This window comes from Lactobacillus sp. ESL1191, assembly GCF_058504435.1.
This window is the reverse complement of record NZ_CP196365.1, coordinates 841,306-859,540: the sequence shown is the minus strand read 5'-3', so window position 1 is coordinate 859,540 and position 18,235 is coordinate 841,306. Positions and strand designations below refer to the sequence as shown.

The 18,235-nt window shown below is 40.3% G+C and carries 19 protein-coding genes, 1 tRNA gene and 1 other annotated feature; of the genes, 11 read left to right on the top strand and 9 right to left on the bottom strand.

The annotated features are described in order from the left end of the window. The first annotated feature begins 592 nt into the window (after window positions 1-592). Window positions 593-680 (top strand) — tRNA-Ser (locus tag ACSYSN_RS04555). Between the two features lie 1,116 nt (window positions 681-1,796). Here the strand turns inward: ACSYSN_RS04555 and ACSYSN_RS04550 are convergent. Then, complete coding sequence (locus tag ACSYSN_RS04550) at window positions 1,797-2,825, bottom strand: hypothetical protein (RefSeq protein ID WP_491711756.1); 1,029 nt, start codon at window positions 2,823-2,825, stop codon at window positions 1,797-1,799. 725 nt (window positions 2,826-3,550) lie between these two features. Here ACSYSN_RS04550 and ACSYSN_RS04545 point away from each other — a divergent pair. Next, a complete protein-coding gene (locus ACSYSN_RS04545) occupies window positions 3,551-3,865 on the top strand; it encodes a hypothetical protein (protein ID WP_491711755.1) in 315 nt (104 codons plus the stop codon). Between the two features lie 46 nt (window positions 3,866-3,911). Here the strand turns inward: ACSYSN_RS04545 and ACSYSN_RS04540 are convergent, their stop codons facing one another. From ACSYSN_RS04540 to ACSYSN_RS04525, 4 genes are all read right to left on the bottom strand, one after another. Further along, window positions 3,912-4,136 (bottom strand): IS3 family transposase, encoded by a 225-nt coding sequence (locus ACSYSN_RS04540; RefSeq protein WP_491711754.1) that lies wholly within the window; start codon window positions 4,134-4,136, stop codon window positions 3,912-3,914. A 3-nt stretch (window positions 4,137-4,139) separates the two neighbouring features. Beyond that, the gene (locus ACSYSN_RS04535; RefSeq protein ID WP_491711753.1) at window positions 4,140-4,742 is read right to left on the bottom strand and encodes a DDE-type integrase/transposase/recombinase; all 603 of its coding nucleotides are present in this window, start codon (window positions 4,740-4,742) and stop codon (window positions 4,140-4,142) included. 32 nt (window positions 4,743-4,774) lie between these two features. Beyond that, window positions 4,775-5,308: a helix-turn-helix domain-containing protein gene (locus tag ACSYSN_RS04530; RefSeq protein WP_491711752.1), complete on the bottom strand. Its 534-nt coding sequence runs from the start codon at window positions 5,306-5,308 to the stop codon at window positions 4,775-4,777. A 77-nt stretch (window positions 5,309-5,385) separates the two neighbouring features. Beyond that, on the bottom strand, window positions 5,386-6,021 hold the full coding sequence (locus ACSYSN_RS04525) for a hypothetical protein (protein WP_491711751.1): 636 nt from the start codon (window positions 6,019-6,021) through the stop codon (window positions 5,386-5,388). A 256-nt stretch (window positions 6,022-6,277) separates the two neighbouring features. Here ACSYSN_RS04525 and ACSYSN_RS04520 point away from each other — a divergent pair, with 256 nt between their 5' ends. Beyond that, on the top strand, window positions 6,278-7,432 hold the full coding sequence (locus ACSYSN_RS04520) for a cation:proton antiporter (RefSeq protein WP_491711750.1): 1,155 nt from the start codon (window positions 6,278-6,280) through the stop codon (window positions 7,430-7,432). A 115-nt stretch (window positions 7,433-7,547) separates the two neighbouring features. Further along, entirely contained in the window at window positions 7,548-8,261 is a 714-nt protein-coding gene (gene pnuC, locus ACSYSN_RS04515) for a nicotinamide riboside transporter PnuC (protein ID WP_491711749.1), read from the top strand. A 44-nt stretch (window positions 8,262-8,305) separates the two neighbouring features. On the opposite strand, the gene ACSYSN_RS04510 is transcribed toward pnuC, so the two are convergent. Beyond that, window positions 8,306-8,617, bottom strand: a complete 312-nt coding sequence (locus tag ACSYSN_RS04510) for a TipAS antibiotic-recognition domain-containing protein (protein WP_491711748.1) — start codon at window positions 8,615-8,617, stop codon at window positions 8,306-8,308. 153 nt (window positions 8,618-8,770) lie between these two features. Between ACSYSN_RS04510 and ACSYSN_RS04505 the strand changes: the two genes are divergently transcribed. The 4 genes from ACSYSN_RS04505 to ACSYSN_RS04490 all read left to right on the top strand — a co-directional run bounded on the left by ACSYSN_RS04505 (window position 8,771) and on the right by ACSYSN_RS04490 (window position 12,263). Continuing rightward, window positions 8,771-9,292, top strand: a complete 522-nt coding sequence (locus ACSYSN_RS04505) for a dihydrofolate reductase (protein ID WP_491711747.1) — start codon at window positions 8,771-8,773, stop codon at window positions 9,290-9,292. A 61-nt stretch (window positions 9,293-9,353) separates the two neighbouring features. Beyond that, window positions 9,354-9,594 (top strand) — a binding site (T-box leader). A gap of 46 nt (window positions 9,595-9,640) precedes the next feature. Then, on the top strand, window positions 9,641-10,492 hold the full coding sequence (locus tag ACSYSN_RS04500; protein ID WP_491712901.1) for a MetQ/NlpA family ABC transporter substrate-binding protein: 852 nt from the start codon (window positions 9,641-9,643) through the stop codon (window positions 10,490-10,492). An 18-nt stretch (window positions 10,493-10,510) separates the two neighbouring features. Then, window positions 10,511-11,572 carry a methionine ABC transporter ATP-binding protein gene (locus ACSYSN_RS04495; protein WP_491711746.1) on the top strand — a complete coding sequence of 354 codons (1,062 nt, stop codon included), beginning with the start codon at window positions 10,511-10,513 and terminating at the stop codon, window positions 11,570-11,572. Continuing rightward, window positions 11,565-12,263 carry a methionine ABC transporter permease gene (locus ACSYSN_RS04490; protein ID WP_491711745.1) on the top strand — a complete coding sequence of 233 codons (699 nt, stop codon included), beginning with the start codon at window positions 11,565-11,567 and terminating at the stop codon, window positions 12,261-12,263. Before ACSYSN_RS04495 ends, ACSYSN_RS04490 begins: the two co-directional genes overlap by 8 nt. Before the next feature lie 65 nt (window positions 12,264-12,328). Here ACSYSN_RS04490 and ACSYSN_RS04485 read toward each other — a convergent pair whose 3' ends face one another. Then, window positions 12,329-12,610, bottom strand: coding sequence for an HU family DNA-binding protein (locus tag ACSYSN_RS04485; protein WP_317636847.1), 282 nt, complete (start codon window positions 12,608-12,610; stop codon window positions 12,329-12,331). A 158-nt stretch (window positions 12,611-12,768) separates the two neighbouring features. Continuing rightward, complete coding sequence (locus tag ACSYSN_RS04480) at window positions 12,769-13,632, bottom strand: glycosyltransferase family 8 protein (protein WP_491711744.1); 864 nt, start codon at window positions 13,630-13,632, stop codon at window positions 12,769-12,771. Between the two features lie 141 nt (window positions 13,633-13,773). Here ACSYSN_RS04480 and ACSYSN_RS04475 point away from each other — a divergent pair, with 141 nt between their 5' ends. Continuing rightward, window positions 13,774-14,385, top strand: a complete 612-nt coding sequence (locus ACSYSN_RS04475; protein ID WP_317636845.1) for an SLAP domain-containing protein — start codon at window positions 13,774-13,776, stop codon at window positions 14,383-14,385. A gap of 175 nt (window positions 14,386-14,560) precedes the next feature. Further along, window positions 14,561-15,280, top strand: coding sequence for an MIP/aquaporin family protein (locus ACSYSN_RS04470; protein ID WP_491711743.1), 720 nt, complete (start codon window positions 14,561-14,563; stop codon window positions 15,278-15,280). A gap of 79 nt (window positions 15,281-15,359) precedes the next feature. Here ACSYSN_RS04470 and ACSYSN_RS04465 read toward each other — a convergent pair whose 3' ends face one another. Then, a complete protein-coding gene (locus ACSYSN_RS04465) occupies window positions 15,360-16,241 on the bottom strand; it encodes a LysR family transcriptional regulator (RefSeq protein ID WP_491711742.1) in 882 nt (293 codons plus the stop codon). A gap of 205 nt (window positions 16,242-16,446) precedes the next feature. Between ACSYSN_RS04465 and ACSYSN_RS04460 the strand changes: the two genes are divergently transcribed. Beyond that, window positions 16,447-18,234, top strand: coding sequence for an FAD-binding protein (locus tag ACSYSN_RS04460; RefSeq protein WP_491711741.1), 1,788 nt, complete (start codon window positions 16,447-16,449; stop codon window positions 18,232-18,234). The last annotated feature ends 1 nt before the right edge of the window (window position 18,235 follow it).

Here is an 18,235-nt window from a genome sequence, read left to right as displayed (position 1 = left end):
GCAATCTATTTGCCTGTTATTCTATCAAAAGTAGTTAAAACTAAGATCCGTTAACCGTCACTCTTGAGTAAAACTTAAGAAATGTGAAGCTGTGATTGTCAAGAGGTGGCTTTTTTTAAGATAGCTGGCATGATTTAAGCATAAAACTAAATGACTGTTTAACATAAAAACTTGTTAAAAGGATTAAGTAGGATATAGGTTTTTTTGGGCCATTAATTCAAAGCGTCTCAGCAATTGTAATTACGGCCACTATGAACTAGCGCCCATCATTGCGACGTTGATTTATCTCGGTGCACCAGTTGGTCGGGCGATGCTGCCCATCTTCTATAAAATTTTAATTATTCAAGTCGCAACACCTATTGTTTCTGTTTTGATCGTTTTGCTACGACCTTTCATGGTAATGTCAACTCGGCAACTAACATTGTGGTATCGGCCTCAATGTTTAGTTGTTGTGGTAGCAGTAATCAGGTTAATGGTAGGCTAGGGAAGTAATTTCCAGACAATCCAAGCCCAAGTGCTGCCGCGCCACTTTATTTTTATGCGTAATTAGGTTGGAAAATTTAGACTAGTAGGGTATAATGACATACGTTGCGGAGAGTTGGCAGAGTGGTAATGCACCGGACTCGAAATCCGGCGAACCGGCTTATACCGGCGCGCAGGTTCAAATCCTGTACTCTCCTTAATATAGTGCTTGAAGGCATTGATATAACAGCATTTTAAATATAGATGTTTGCTAAATGCTCGCCAAAGTAATAAAAATGACTTATCTAAATCAAAAGATAGGTCATTTTTAATATCTCATTACTAGTTAAATAATCAACTGTTCTAGTTTGTCTGTATCCCAAATTAAATTAATTCGTTTAGTGAAACCGGTAGTAATAATGTTATCCACGATTGTATCACTTACACAAGCACTAATTGTACTGTGATTTTTTTGTACCGTTATTTTAGCGTGGGTGCTACCGTATTTGTTAATAAATTGTTGATATTGAGATCGACTAATTTATTTAGTTTTTTAAAAAAATATTCTTTATAAGTGTTTGTAAATTTGATTATATCTATCTACAGAAGTAGTAGTCTTGCCAGGGATGCGGTAAGTTTTGGCCCAATCTAAAAAGTATTCAATAAAAATGGGGTCATAATTTGTTATTTGATTTTTATCTTTAGCGACTTCAAATTCACTAGCCCACTTTTTAGCTTAAGTCTTAGAGGCAAAGCCGATTTTGGTTTTATACTTCTTAGTATTATCTGTATCATACCACGATACTTGCGTCTGCCAGCCTGAGCCGCGCTTCTTGAAATATGCCATATTTATTTTTCTTTAAAATTTGTTAAAATAGGCAATGTAATATCGACTGCTATTATACTTAGATAGAGCCTCCAGGATTCCCATATTTCCTCCGGAGGCTTTTTTGTTACTTGCTCGTAGAAGCGAGCCCAAGATGGTAAAGGTATTATGTTAAAAGCATCAATAATTAGGTATATTTCTATTATTACCCCAATTACAAATATAGCTTTTACCCACCATTTATTATTCCACAATTTACGCGAATACTCTTTATATTCTTCGCTCTTCTCGAATTCTTCAGGTGAGCCATGAAATTCGGGCTTTTCAATTTTTGAATCAATCTCTTTTATTCCTGAACGATAATTAATTAGAATAATAGCAAATATTATTATTTTCCATTTTCTCCACTATTTTGTCCTCCTAGAAGTTTCAGTTGCCATAGGGTTTAACGTCACTGGCGTGGTGGACAGAATAGAGCTGTTAACAATGATAAGTTGCCAATTTTAGGTTACTTACTAATTAATTTTATTTCTTTTACCTCTGAATATATAATTTCTCCCTTAGATAGTTTGGTAGTAATTTTAGATATGTCATCTTTGTGTTTATGTTTAGCTGTTAAAATTGTATTAATATGGAGATTACCATTTTTATATGATGTAATATTGCCCGAACCTGCAATGGCCTTAATTTTATATTTACCAGGATTAACATCATAACCAACTAACCACATACCAGAAAGTAGTTTTTTTCGATAGTTAGTGATATCTGATTGAGGCTCAAATTTAACTGTAAAATTTTTGTTAAAGCTATTATTATTAAGTTTAATTTTTTGACCATTTCTTAACGGCATTGAAAATGTATTGCTGTCAAAAATAGAATCAGGATCTGAGTCAAGAAATATAGTTTCATCTCTCGGAAAACTTAAGCTACCAATGCCCTTAGTAGCTTGAATAACGTATCTACCAGCTTCAATATCTTTCCCAACTTTATATGTTCCTGATTTTAATGAAATCTTTTTTGCTGGATTTTTTCGTAGTTTATATTTTGCTTTAGATGTATTTTTGTTATTTAGTATTTCATCTTTGAAACGATTCGAATCATCTCTAAAAGGATCATCGTAATCATTTGAATGGGTATACCGGTTTGAATGATCAGAATAACTTGAATGGTGATTTTGATGTAAAATATATTGGTTAAAAAAAGTAGTAAAAGTTTGGCTAGCGTTTGAAGAAATGTTTAATTCCTTATTAAATAAAAATAGTAAAGCCATTGCAATAATTACAATTTTGATCCAGGTCCATGGTTTATTCCATAATAGTTTTCTTTGATATACAATATATTCTTTGCTGTGCTTGTATTTTAAACGAGCATAAAATTTATTTCGTATACTGGAGGAAGGCGTAATAGTTGGGGTTTGTATTGTTGGATTATTATGAGGGGTCTTAGGATTGGGTTTTTTCAAATTTAGATCATGAGAAATTGTGTGAAAAATTATCCGTAAAAGAAGTAGAACTAATATTACCATTACTACTATCATTTTAATTTATGTCTCCTTTAAAAATTTTAAGATGTTAAACGTTTACCGTTACATTTAAGCAAGAACCTCCAAGATTATTCTTCTTAAGGCTTTTTAATAATGTATCAGTTTTTGGGGTTAACAAGCCATGTGAAGATGAAGTGACTAAAATTTCACTTTTTACCTTTTTTCAATGTATTAAAATCAAGCTTCTGATAACAAAATCAACGTCAACCTTACTATTGATTACTTAAAAACTAACAAATAAACACGTGAATTAAAGTAAATAAAAATGATGATTTGCTATAAAGCCATGAGCTTGTTTTAATATCTTTCTATACTAGTATTTTAGTGAAGAAAAGTAAATTATTTTTTAAAAAGTACTGCCGAATTATTTAGTCATTTTATGAAGAGAGATAGAGGTGTGCAACAAAAGGATTTTTAGTTGATCCAAAAAAGCAAGAAAATTCAAAGTATACGTTATAAGTGGACAGGCAGAAACTGCAAACAAGTTTCAGAACACTAATAGGCCGATTGGTAGGACTGGACCAGGATTTTTATAGATCAAATTGCAAGAACTATGTCATTATTATTGACATGTCCAAGAAAAGAAGAGATGAGTTTCGCAAAGATTATCACGCCGAGCATGAAAAATGCAAAAGCGGAAGTCCAAAAGTTAAAACAAGAATAAATAAGCTAAAAGAGCACTTAACAATTGAGCTAATGATTATAGAAAGGAATTTATCATGAATTTCAAAAAACAAGAGAATTTAATCGTTTATTTTAAGTATCTCAGTGACGAAAGAAAAATAGAATACCATTTGGAAAAATCAATTGATAATAGCATATATTTTTGGGTATACTCAGATGAAGATTTTTTAATTGTTTTGCAATGGCTAGGTCTTGTTGGAGCGTTTTTCACGTTTAGTAAAACAGCAGAGCCTGATGAAATTCACGATTTTATGTATGATATCACGATCACAGATTATGGTTACGATATGGAAGAAACTCTAAAAATGGCTTCAGACAATGGAGTAGACTTATTTAAATATTTAAAATAAAAAAACCACTAGAGATGAAGTTAACTCCTAGAATTGGACGTTAACATTATTTCATATTTGCTAAGGCCGTGTTCCGATATTCAATCGGGGTGCGGCCTTTTAGCGTGTGCCTGATTCTAGTTTGATTGTAGTATTTGATCCACTTTTCCATGGCCTCCTGCAGCACCTTCTTAGTAGGATAGGTATAGGTGTAGTAGTCTAGCTCAACCTTCATGATGTGAAAGAGACTCTCGCAGGCCGCATTGTCGTGGCAGGTGGCTCGCCGCGACATGCTTTAAAAAATGTGATGCTGCTTTAGGGTCTGGCAATATGCTTTGGACTGGTATTGAATGCCTTGGTCGCTGTGAATCGTCATGCGGTAAGGCAGTTTAGGCCGGCTGACCAAAACCTGTTTGAGTCCATCCAGCACATACTTGGTCTGTGGCCGCTGACTAATGGTGTAGCTGATGATTTCACCACTGTAAAGGTCTTTAAAAGGTGAGAAATATATCCGTTCACTCATGCTCTTATTGCCATAGCGAAATTCACTAATATCGGTGACTATCTTTTGATAGGGCCGATTCGTCTTAAACTTTTGGTGGAAGCGATTCTTGGCCTTCTTGCCTTGAGGACCCTTGGATGAATCATACTTGCCTGCACGCAGGTTGTATTTGCACGCCAGCAGACCTTGTTCTTTCATCAACCGGTAAACCCGTTTATGGTTTACCTTGAGACCATACTTGATTTTTAGCGTATCGGTCATGGGCAGGTAGCCAAAGCTGGGATTATGCCTTTTAACCACTTTAATTAGCGACAGTAAAGCCAGATCGCTGTACCTTTTTCGCCTGCTGCTCGGGTGATACTCATAGGTGCTCTTGGCTAAAAAGCTATAGTGCAATAGTTCTTGCAGTTGACAGTTATGCTCGTGCCTTAGCTCTTGGATGATGGTCCGTTCTTCTTGCGTTGAGCGTCTTTGCGCCGAGCTAAGGCCTCGACTTTTTTTAAGTAGTCGTTCTCAATGTGGAGCTGGCGATTTTCTAAGCGCAGCCGCTCTAATTCAGATAACTCGCTGCTGGTATACTTACCTGGTTTTTTAGGTGATTTATTCATCGGTGGTCGGCCTCGTTTGGTAAAGAGTGCATCAAGTCCGCCCTCGTCAAAACGTTTTTCCCAAGTATAAATTAAGCTAGGGGAGGAAATCTTGAAGTGAATGGCGGTATTTTGATAGGTCTCGTCATGTTCTTTTCTCCAGTTTAAGACTTGGAGCTTGAATTGACCACGATAATTTTGCGAAGTGCGCTGAATTTCTAAACCCTGCACGCCAAAGTGCTGGTATTGCCCTGCCCAAGTATCAATTGTTTGATGTGAGCCAGCACCAATTATTTGGGCCACAGAGCAACTGCTATAGCCATCTTTGAGCAAGTTAAGTGCTTGTAATTTTTGTTCAACGGTAAATTTAACCATAGTAAAACCCTCCAGATGGATTTTGGTCCAATCTAGAGGGTTAACTTCAAGAAATAAATCTCCAGTGGTTTTTTATTCTATTTTCTAGTTAACTTGATCTTATCTACGTCAGAAGTTACGTATTCGCCTTTACTTAATGTTTTGGTGAACTTTGTGACTTGATCGCTGCTTATTTTTCTTCCTATTCCTAGTGCCTTGAAAAAGTAATATTTACTGCCATATGAATTGGTAGATACGCTGCCGTGTCCTGCAATTGCAGTAAAGGTATATTTGCCCGGCTTAATGTCACGACCAACTTTCCACTGACCAGCGGTCAGGGTAGTATGATAATGTCTTCTTTTCGACAGTTTAATTAATTTAAAAGTCCCACTACCAGTAATTCGGAGTTTATTCCCTTTGCCTAAATCAGTAGTATATGATGAAATATAACTATCTGACATTTTTTGAGCTTCTGCATCACCAATTAGTTCAGAGAAAGTCCCAACCGGCTTTGTTCGATATGATGATGAAACTACGCCGTGGCCTTCCAATGGCTCAATCCGATAACGACCTGGAATAACCTTTCCTTTAGCGCTAACTTTGTAATTGCCTTCAGACAAAGTCAATTCTTTAGCTTGAACGTTAGCAGTTGTTAAACTACTGGAAATTCCGCCAACTGCTGATAATGCCATAGTACTTGCGGCAAGTAATGATAAGATTTTTTTGTTTTTCATAAAATAACCTCCTTATATTCTCAATAAACACATCTATTGTACATCAATTATATGAGGTAAACAATCGAATTATTTTAATTTCGGCAAATATAGGTTATGTATAAATTACTGGCTATTTTATTCCTCACTAGGCTATAATTAAGATGTCAGTAAATAAAAAGATAAGGTTGGAGCTATTGGCTTTCAAGAATTGTTCCTAGGTTTGGGTTGCCTAGGCAATTGTTGAAGGCTTTTTTTATGTTGAAATGAGGAAACGATGCAAATTTTAAGCACACTGGTGGTAGTTTTACTATTTACGTTAATTGGCGGGCAACTAAGCACGCGTTGCCACCTGCCGGCAGTAATTGGCGAGTTGCTGGCAGGAATAGTCATTGGTCCCGCAATTTTAAACTGGGTAAGTCCCAGTAATTTGCTTGCTAGTTTTGCTGATCTGGGCGTTGTTTTACTAATGTTTTTGGCAGGCCTAGAAAGTGACCTAGCAATTTTGAAAAAATTATGGCGACCGAGCGTCTTAGTAGCCGCTATGGGGATGGTGGTGCCAATTATCACCGCCTATTTGACCGGTATTATGTTTCATTTTGCTAAAAGTGAAAGTTTATTTCTCGGTTTAATTTTTGCCGCGACCTCGGTTTCCATTTCAGTTACGGTTTTGCAAGAAATGGGCCAGCTGAACAGTCAGGTAGGGATGACTATTTTAGGTGCAGCTGTGGTTGATGATCTGCTAGCGATTATTTTATTAAGTGTTACCAGCAATTTGATGGGTGCTGCAAGCGGTGGAACAACGGCTGCCTTGCAACTAGTTAAGCCGCTCCTACTACAAGTGGGTTATCTTGGCCTCTTGGCCCTTACTGGCATCTGGGTCATGCCGCGACTAATTACCTTAAGTCGACGCTTGCCGCTACCGGTTCCTACGACTCAGGTCAGTCTTTTGCTAGTTTTAGCCGCGGCCTGGTCAGCAGAGGCAGTCGGTCTCAGTAGTGTCCTAGGCGCCTTTTTAACCGGGTTAGCACTGGGTCGAACCTCCGCAAAAGTTGAATTGCAAAAAAACTTCACGGTGCTTGGCTACAGCAGTTTTATCCCCATCTTTTTTGCCAGCATCGGTCTAAAGATGTCGCTGGCGGGAATTTTCCAGAATGGCACCTTATTTTTGACGCTGTTCCTGGGCGAGGTCATGTCGAAATTGCTCGGAGCAGGATTGGGGGCCAAACTTGCTAGATTTGCTAATCAGCAAGCACTAACGATTGGTGCGGGAATGGTTTCAAGAGGGGAGATGGCGCTAGTAGTTGCTCAGCTTGGGTTGCAGCAACATCTGCTGGCACCAGAAGCTTATTCTGTGGTAGTTGGGTCAATCATCATGACAACCTTGCTAGCGCCTTTCTTGCTGCGCTGGTTGCTCAATTCCAAAAAATAATTGATAGTTGAGCTAGTAGTTTGCAAAAAAATTTTAGAAATTTTAGCCAGAAAAATGCTATGATGAAAAGCGTATTTTTTAAATGCTAAATTATTGAATGGATGGGACAGAATAGATGAAATTACAGCCAAATACTAATATTTTCAGACTTAGTTGGTATCTTGACCAGATGAGAGGATGGAGTTTCAAAACCTACATGTTGTTAATGCTAGGGATTGGGGTTATTATTGGGACCACGGTGGGTGCGCCCCTGAACGCGCTTGCTTTAATAACGATGATTGCTGCAGTTATGGGCTTTACCTGCACGCTGGCCATCACTAATGCCAAGCCAATTAACGGGATCTTGGGCTTGCTATCTGCAATTATTTACATTATTGTTTCGATTTATGCCAAAAATTATGCCAATGTGGTTTTACAGGCTTCCTATATCTTGTTGTTAGATTTACCAGTCTTATTGTTGCCAGCTTGGTCTAAAAATGCGGAAAAACATATTCGCGGTTTGAATATTTCCCAATGGTTTTTAACGCTCTTGTTCTTTATGGTAGTACTGGGGCTACTTTACTTCATGGATACCCAGGTTTTTATTAGTCCGCGGCCTTGGATTGATGCGACTGCTGGCGCAATCGGCGTCACTGGATCGATACTATGCACGCTGCGCTTTCGCGAGCAGTACTATTTTTGGACGATTCAGGGTATCATGTCGGTAGTCCTTTGGGGAGTGACGGCCTTTCAAGGCGATGCCAATTTGACACTGTTCATTACCTATCTCCTTTACCTTAGTAATGACTTGTTGGCTTTCACCGACAAGCACACCCACTGGTTTCATTAACAAAAAAGGCGAAGTTTTGCTTTTACAGAGCGGAACTTCACCTTTTATTTTGCCAAATGTGCTTTGACAATCTTAATTAGTATGTTGGTGGCACCTTTACCGGCCTTGTTGTCGTAATATGACTGATAACGTTCAATGTTTTCATAGCCCTTAATGATACCCAAGTGAATCTCAGGAGAGTAGTTGGGCATGATTAACTTGAGCCAGTCTTGGTGCTTTTGAAAAATTTCGTCACTAAGGCTAACTTCCTTACTTGCATCTTTGACTACGGCTTGCAAGTCACGGACTAAATCAGCCTCGGTCTCCTTCATTTTATTGTAATTTTTTGCGGTAATTTGATCAGATTTCTTATTCATGTTTTCTCCTTACTGCCGGTGGTTTTACCTAACTACTATAGCACATTCAGCTCTAGGCGCGTTAACCTCTATAGAGAAATCTGAAAAGCTGAATCTAATTACCAGCAAAAGCTGAGCCTTAACCGGTATAATTGCAGTAGGAGGGCTGAAGTAATGATTACCTATATATGGGCAGAAGATCAAAAACACGAGATTGGGTTGGCTGGGCACCTGCCATGGCATTTGCCCAACGACTTGAAGCATTTCAAGGAACTAACGCTAGGACATCCAATTGTCATGGGGCGCAAGACCTTTATCAGCCTGCCCACCATCTTGCCGCGGCGCCAGCACATTGTGCTGAGTAGTAGCAAGGACTTGAAGAGCAAGTATGCGGCTCATCAGCAAGTCCTGATATTACCGACGTTAGCTAAGTTAGACACTTGGCTGGCGGACCATTCAGCCGACCAAATTTTTGTCATTGGCGGGGCGATGTTGTTTGAAGCACTGCAGGAGCGCGTTGATTGTCTTGAAAAAACCGAGATTAAGGCCAGTTTTGCTGGAGATACAGTGATGCCGCCGCTGGATTACAGCCAGTTTAAGTTAATCAAAAAAATAGCGCACCAGCCTGATGAGCAGAACAAGTACCCCTATGTTTTTAAAACTTATCTGCGCAAAAATGACCTAGCAGATAAATAAGTTGATAATTTTAGTTGACAGAATTTATTTGAGGTGCTAAATTAATAAACAATTAAATAATTAATACATCTTGAAAAGCAGAGTAGTCGTTTTATTGTTAGTAAAGAGAGCTGACGTGGTGGTGAGAGTCAGTTAACAAGGAATGATGAAGATGGGCTTGGAGTGATGACCGGCAGTGATAGTTAGCTGACGGCGGAGTTGCATCCGTTATGATTGCAGACTGTTGATTGACAGCCAGTGAGGTTTATTACGTGAGTAATGAACAAATTTAAAGGTGGTAACGCGAAGCACTCGTCCTTATTAGATAGGATGAGTGCTTTTTTATTTGCAATTTTGGAGGTAAAAATGATGAGAAGAAAAAAACAGCGAAATATTATTATCGGGCTAGTTGCTGCCCTGGTCATTGTAGCGGCGGCCTGGTTCAGTTTTGGATCAAAGAAAAATAATGACCAAAAAGACCACGTGGTGACAGTGGGGATTGTCAGCGAAACTAAAGCGAAGCAAAAAATTTGGGAGCAGGCCGCAATCGTCGCTAAACAAAAGTATGGGGTGACGCTTAAAATCAAGAATTTCACCGATTACAACCAACCTAATAAGGCAGTTAAAAATGGTGACATTGACCTCAATGCATTTCAGCACTATGCCTTTTTGAAAGCCTGGAACAAGGCAAATCATGGCGGCGTGGTGGCAATTGGGCGGACTAAGATTGCGCCCATTAGGCTTTATTCTAAGAAGTACCACAAGTTAAGTGAACTCCCTAAAGGTGCAACGATTGCCGTTCCCAACGACGCCAGTAACGAATCCCGGGCGCTCTTTGTTTTAAAGAATGCGGGACTGATTAAATTACATCCGGGACAGGCTTTAGTCACCGCTGCAGATATTATTAAGAATCCCAAGAATTTTAAAATCAAAGAAATTAATGCTGATCAGGCGGGCCGGGTAATCAACTCAGTTGATGCCGCAGTGGTCAATAATGACTTTGCAAGTCCGGCTGGCCTTGGTACTAAGGAAACAATCTATATCGAACCGGTTAACCAGGACTCCCTGCAGTGGGTAAACATTATTGGGGCACGGAAAGGTGAAGAAAAGAACAAGGACTATCTGTCGGTAGTTAAGTCTTTTCAAACAGCCGAAACTAAGCGTCTTTATAAGAAATATTACGGTGACATGGAAATACCGGCTTGGGATTTAAAGTTTTAGTGAATGGAGAAGTAGGCAATGGGGATTATTGAATTACAACACGTTAAGGTTGATTTTCCAGACCAAAAAGGCCAGACGGTACAGGCAGTAAACAACGTTAGTCTGTCCATTGAAAAGGGCAGTATCTTAGGTATTGTTGGTTTTTCTGGGGCGGGTAAGTCGACTTTGGTCCGAACCATCAATCTCTTGCAAAGACCGACAGCGGGCAGTATTAGGGTTAACGGTATTGACTTTGTTAAGGATGGCCAGCAGGTTATTAGTGGCAAAAAACTGCAACTGGCTCGCCGAAAAATCGGGATGATTTTTCAAAATTTCAACCTGCTCAATGAGATCACAGTGATTGAAAATGTTGCTTTTGCGTTAAAGCATGCTAACTTAAAGGACCAAGAGGTTGAGGAAAAATGTTTAAAACTGCTTGACTTAGTTGACCTAAGAGATAAGGCCAACTTTTACCCTAGCCAGCTCTCGGGTGGACAGCAGCAACGTGTTGCAATTGCTCGAGCACTGGCCAATGAACCCGATATTTTGATTTCGGATGAGGCAACTAGTGCACTAGATCCGCAAAATACTCAGCAGATTTTAGCCTTACTGAAACGGCTGAAGGAAGAACTCAACTTAACGATTGTCTTAATCACTCACGAAATGGCGGCAATTAAGAAGATTTGTGATGAGGTCGTGCTAATGCAGCATGGTGAAGTTGTGGAACAGGGCTCATTGCGGGAGGTCGTGTTGCATCCGCAGAATGAGCTGACGCAAAGTTTTGTTGGTGGTTCACGTGAAGTTATTAATACGTTGAAGTCGCTCCACTTGGACAAGTTGGGAGCCAATGAGGCGATTTACCAGCTAGTTTACAGCATGGCTAATGTCACTAAGACAATTATTATTGACCTTTACCGCGAAATTGGGGTTGAAACTAGCATGCTTTATGGAAACGTTGAATTGCTTAATGATGAACCGATTGGTACGCTCTTGGTCCTGGTTAAGGGTGATTCGACTAAACAGGAAGAGACCCGACGGTTTTTGACCGCAGAAAAAGTAGCAGTTACACGGTTAAATGAAAAGGGGAAATTATATGATTAGTTGGTTTAGCAAAACTTTTCCTAATGTAGTGAATTTGGGCTGGCAGGGTGATTACGGCTGGGGTTCAGCCATCGGTCAGACATTTTATATGACCTTTTGGTCAGCTATTTTTGGTGGGATCCTCGGCATTATCTTTGGTGTCCTGCTGGTCTTAACTAAAAGCGATGGTATTATGCCCAACAAGTTCTGGTATAACATTTTTGACAAGTTTGTTTCAATTTTTCGGGCTATTCCCTTTATTATCTTATTAGCTTTTATTGCACCACTGACCAGGTTAATTGTGCATACCGAGATTGGCCTCACGGCCTCGCTAGTTCCGCTCTCCCTGGGAGTATTTCCGTTTTATGCGCGCCAGGTTCAGGTGGCCCTGGAGAGTGTCGACCATGGCAAGATAGAGGCTGCGCAGAGTCTGGGTGCTAGCAACTGGGACATTATTTTTGATGTTTATTTGGGCGAGTCACGTTCAGAATTAATTCGCGTATCAACGGTGACCCTGATTAGTCTGATTGGGCTAACCGCAATGGCTGGAGCTATTGGTGCAGGTGGACTGGGCAACACAGCAATCGTCTATGGTTACCAACGGTCTGATAATGACGTTACGATGGTGGCGACATTTCTGGTCGTAGTTATAATCTTTATTGTGCAAATTGTCGGCGACTTCTGTGCCCGGCGACTGAACCATCAAAAATAAAGTTTTTAAACGAAGAAAAAGCCAACAGATCTTAGATCTGTTGGCTTTTTCGATGGTATGAAAACCTATTTCACAGCATCTTTTAAGGCCTTACCTGGTTTAAAAGCAGGTACCTTAGTAGCAGGAATAGTCAAAGTTTTTCCAGTTTGGGGATTTCTACCTTTTCTGGCTGCCCGACTGCGAACTTCAAATGAACCAAAGCCGATGATTTGCACTTTTTCGCCTTTAGCTAAGTCTTCTTTAATTGATTCAATTAAAGCATCGATAACTTTTTCAGCATCTTTTTGCTTAAGTTCTGTCTTCGCTGAAACTTCTTTAGTGAGTTCAGATTTGTTAATTGAGGCCATATCTTTCCTTCTCTTTTCTAAAAAATGAATAAACAAGTATCACGCTAATCTGGCATATACGCAGACTAGGTAAGTCATTGCGTTGCATGATATCTGGCAACTTTTCTTATTTTATCACAGTTGGCCGGTCCTTCAATAGAAAAAAGCGAAATATCTTATTATTTTTGCTGCTGAAAGATCCGGTTAACCATCTGTTGATAGTTCAGATAGAGTGGTTTGAAGAGTGAGTAGTGCGAGTGTTTTTCGCGCTCCCAAGGCTTGGGTTTGCCACAAAAGTGCAGGATGGCGGTATTTTCCATAACCCACTCAGTGTTGATATTGCCGCCGCTACGGGTGAAGTAGATAGAATAAGCACGAGCATCATAGTTCCACCGAGTTTCTGGGATTTTTAAGATGTCTTCGCCGTACAGGTAGTTAAGAATGTCTTGGTCAGGTAAAATTAGCGTATCATGGTGCTGTTGAATTGCTGCAGCAATATCTACGACTTTGATTTTTTGTCGCATCTGGTCTAGGTCCATGAGCATGATTCCAGAATTAAAGTAGGCTGTGTCGGTACCTAGTCTAATGTTGTTAATTGAACTCATGATGTCAGTTAAACCCTCATGAACTGCTGCAGCAAACATTTTACCCTGCAAGTCGGTTTCCCAAAGGGGCCGCAGCGCGTTAATCACTAAAATATCAGGATCTAGGTAGATTATCTGATGCAGGTCTGCTGGCAGCGCTTGACCAGCTAGCAGTCTAAAGTACATTTCCTTGGGATAGTCGTGCAGGTTAAGCAAAGAAGCAGGAAAGTCGAAATGTTTGTCCATAGCCATGGGGGCGATTTCCATGCCAATTTTGATACTATAAGTTTGAAGTGCAGCTAAAGCACGGGCTGGGATATTATCGTGAAGTACCCAAATTCGAAAGTCTTCTCCAGGGTTGTTGAGTTTGAGCGAGTACAGCATTACTTCTAATGGTTTGAGATAATTTTGGTCAATTGTGACCAGGATTTCTATTACAGCTTTTTTTCGACTTGTCATTTAGACCATCCTAACGACTGAATTTTGCTTGCTTTACTTAATAGTATAAAGCAAAATTAGTTTTCTGAAAGGCGAGAAATCGTCAAAGGATTGTAGTAAAATAATTATATAGTAAATAATATGAAGTAATGAGGTTTTAAAATGAAGCAAAAAATGTTATTAAGTTTTGTCGGAGTCACTTCGCTATCGCTAGTAATGAGCGCAGCGGCACCAGTTTTCGCAGCAGAGACTACAAGTCCAGCAACTAACCAGCCAACTACTTCGACAACAACGCCAAGTAAGACGACTAACGGTAATTCAAATGATATTTCCAAAGCACTGGCTTTGAATAACAAATATGTTAAAGTCACCAAGGCGAGTGCGGTTTACGATAAGAGTGGGAAAGTAGCTAAAAAAGCTAAGATGAAGAAGGGTACAGTGCTCTACATCACCGGCGGGATTAATTCCGTTAAGAACAAGACATTAGTGCAATTTCTCAACCCCAATTCTAGTAGCAAACAGACCAAGGCCCAATATGTTGAAGCTAAGAACGTTAAAGTATTTAAAGCGGTCAGTTACAAGGTAAAGAAAAGGGCAGACGTATATACCAGCAAAGGTAAACTAAGAACTGGATACTATGTACCAAAGGGCAAGACTTTGCTAGTTCACAAGACCAAGACGGTGCGCGGCCTTAAGTTGGTGGGCTTTACAAGTAAGGACTTTATTAAGTGGTCAGCTTTAGACCATAAAAGTGGTAAAGAACTAAATAAATAGTACTATAATTAAAAATAGCTCTTGCTCTTGCGAGTAAGAGCTATTTTTCGTGAAAGTCAAGAAATGGTTTACACTGAACTAGAATAGTTGTATATTCGAATTGGGAATAGTTTACTACTGAAGTTATTTTAAGAGTCTACTATACAACTTGATAATCGAAGTAGGAGAATAGAAAATGAATAATAGTTTAACAATGCAATTGGTGGGCGAGTTCTTCGGCACCATTATTCTAATATTACTTGGCGACGGCGTCTGTGCCAGTGTCAACTTGAACAAGTCGAAGGCCAAAGCTAGCGGCTGGATTGTCATTTCCTTAGGTTGGGGCTTTGCCGTGACCTTTGGGGTGTACTGTGTTAGCTGGTTGTCTCCGGGTCATTTCAACCCAGCAGTAACGTTGGGCATGGCAATTGCGCATAAGACGGCGTGGTCAGCAGTTTTGCCATACATGTTTGCACAAGTTGCCGGTGGCTTTGTTGGCGGTATCCTAGTTTGGTTGACCTATTACCCACACTGGGCGGAAACCGATGACCAAAGCGCGATTTTAGGCACTTTTGCCACTGTCCCAGCAATCAGAAATTATTTGTGGAACTTTGTTACGGAGTTAATGGCGACTTTTGTCTTAGTTTATGGTTTATTGGCGATGAGCAAGACGCCTTTTGCCCCCGGACTGAATCCACTCCTCGCTGGGTTTTTGATTGCGGCAGTACTGCTATCATTAGGCGGACCGACTGGTGCTGCAATGAACCCCGCTCGTGATTTGGGGCCAAGACTGGCTCACCAATTTATGCCAATCGCTAATAAGGGTGATTCAGATTGGGCTTACAGCTGGGTTCCCATCGTTGCTCCACTTGCTGGTGGCACGATTGCCGGCTTATTATTTACAGTTTTAGCTTAAAGTATTTAAAAAGACCCCATGGTTGTAGTTCAACTATGGGGCCTCTTTTTTGCGAAAAAAACAAAAGCTAAGTCAGTTTTTAGGGTTTAAAGTGGCGTAAAATGTCGATTCCTTGGCGTTGATACTTATTAGGAATAAAGCTTTTCCGCATTGCAATTTGCATGTAGGCCCAAATTTTTTGTCCCGCCTTTAACCGGATAATGTGGAGTCCGGTTAAGTCAGTCAGACTACTTTCCATTGCTAATGCAATGCCCACGTTACGCTTCACGAGATCGATCATTAACTTCATTGAAGAAGCGGTATAGATCACATTGGGTGTGAATGCACCCAATTTTGCTTCGCGTTCTAGGCATTCTCTAGTTAAAAAGCCCCGGTTGCGGGCAATAAATTGGCGGTTACGCAAGTCGGCAGCTCCGATTTCATGCACCTCTTTCCAGGGATCTTGCCGGCTGGTAATGATTACTAGCTCGGTTTTTTGGAGGTTGTGAATGAAGTATTCGGGATCGTTGATAGGGAGCATCCAAGAATAGATAGCCACATCAACGTCGCCGTTAGTTAGATCAGAAAAAGCATTGGCAGACCTTTCTAAGTGAGTCTCAAGCAGGTTATTGATACCGGCTTGGTGAAATTTTTGGATAATGTCGGGAATATATAGGCTTCCTGCCTCACCAGAAAAGGCAATCCGAATTTTTTTATCACTGGCGTGCTTAACGTCGTAGTTAATACTGGCAATGTCGTGCAGTAGGATTTTGGCCTTCTGATAGAGGAGGTCGCCGGCATCGGTTAGCGTGATTTTACTTTTGCGATTTTTTTGAAAAATTAATGGGTCACCAAACTTTTCGGCGAGGCGTTTGACCGCCATCGAAATGGTTGGTTGAGTGACATCAAAGGCGGAAGCAGTAACAGTGTAGCTTTCTGTTTCGACTAGTTTACAAAAGTACAAAAGATCTTTTTCGTTCATGTTGACTTCCTAAAATAAAAATAATTTATAAGTATATCTTTTTTAATTATATTAAATTTCCTAAAAAATACCAGAATCCCTTGAGTTACAAAAACTCTCACACTTTATTTATAAATTAGGTAAGCAAAAATTTATTAGACTAAGAAAAGTTTAGGGGATATATTGCATATAGTAAGAATTATTTAGGAAAGTGGAGGTAGATATTTTGATTTATAATTCGACACTTAAGTGGGATGCAATCTACGATGTTGTGGTGGTTGGCTTTGGTGGTGCTGGCGCCACTGCAGCAAGATTTGCAGCGGACAATAAGGCCAAAGTTTTGTTAATTGATTCAGCACCAGAAGGACAGGAGGGTGGTAACACCCGTTATGCTGGTGGTGCTTTCGCCTGGAGCGACAGTTTTGACGACTTGCGGGCTTATTATCAGCAAACCTATTATCCGTTCAAATATGATCCTAAAGCCTTAGACGCTTTTGTTAATAATGTTTTGCAGATGAGGGAGTATGCTCAAAAATATTTTGGCATTGAAGCAGAATATACCGGCAGACGGCCCCAAGGTGAGTATCCCGAATATGCTCATGCTGATACGATGCGGTCTCAAAGCATGACAGCTGGTATGTACAATGGAGGTTTTTGGAAGTTATTGCGCAAGCAAGTATATGAGCGTCTAGATCAGATTGATATTTGGTTTGCTAGTCCCGCTGAGCACTTGATTCAAGATCCAGAGACCCAAACAATTCTAGGGGTGCAGATCAAGCATGAGGGTATTATCCGAAATGTGGCTGCTAAGAATGGTGTCATCCTGTCCTGTGGTGGTTTTGAAAATAACCAGGACATGATTCAAACTTTTTTGGGCCAAGGGTCGCTTGCACCAATTGGTACGCTCTACAACAAGGGTAAAGGCATTGACTTAGCCGTTGAAGCTGGAGCCCGCCTGTGGCATATGGCTAATTATGACTCACACGGTTTTTCCTTAAATGAAGGTCAGCCCAGAGAAAAGTTTGCTTACATGATTAACTGGAAGAGTTTGTTTAATGGCAGTATTTTTGTTGCCGGTGACGATGGAACACGCTACTACCGTGAAGACGAAGAGGATCGGCATGGTTATAAGTATAATCACGGTAACTGGATTATGCTGCCCAACCAGAATCACCCCCATATCATTATGGATCAATGCCAATATGATCAATTGGCTAGCGATGAGTCTGCTCAGGCTGACCAGATTAAGCAACTTTTGTCATATGCAATTAAGGCGAATTCAATTACAGAGCTAGCTAAAAAGATTGAGGCACCTAAATTAGGTGAAGCGGTCGCTGACTTTAACTTTTTAAGCGGTCAAAAGCGCGACTTATTCTTAAACCGCCAGATTGAAACTATGCGGGCATTTGGCAGCGGCCCGTACTATGCGATTGCCATTAGACACAATATTTTACACACTCACGGCGGAGCCCGACGCAATGAAAAATGTGAAGTGCTTGATTTAGAAAACAACGTAATTCCCCACCTCTATGAAGCGGGGGAGCTGGGTGATATTTTTGCAACCAAGTACATTGGTGCTAATAGCATTGCCGATTTACTAATTTCAGGTAAGCTTGCCGGTGAAAATGCTGCTTGGCCCAAGCGAAAGCTAGAGCAATTCGCAGCCAATGCTGTTCCCCAAATGTCTGACCTGCAATCAGAGGCACAGACCACCACGAAGGAGTATGTGGCCGGTGCTAACCAGGGAATTGGTAGTAGTGAAAATGGCATTAATGATATTCCAATTGTGGTTCGGGTAACGATGGACGGTGATCAGATTGCCAACATTGAAACCCTGCAGCAAAAAGAAACGCCCTATCTTGGAGGTAAGGCAATTCCTGTTTTGACCAAGGAGATGTTAGATAAGCAAACGACTAAAGTTGATGCAGTTAGCGGTGCAACCACTACCAGTAGGGCTTTTAAGGAAGCTGTGGACGAAGCAATCGAACAGGCCAAAGGAGGAAAAGCAAAATAAA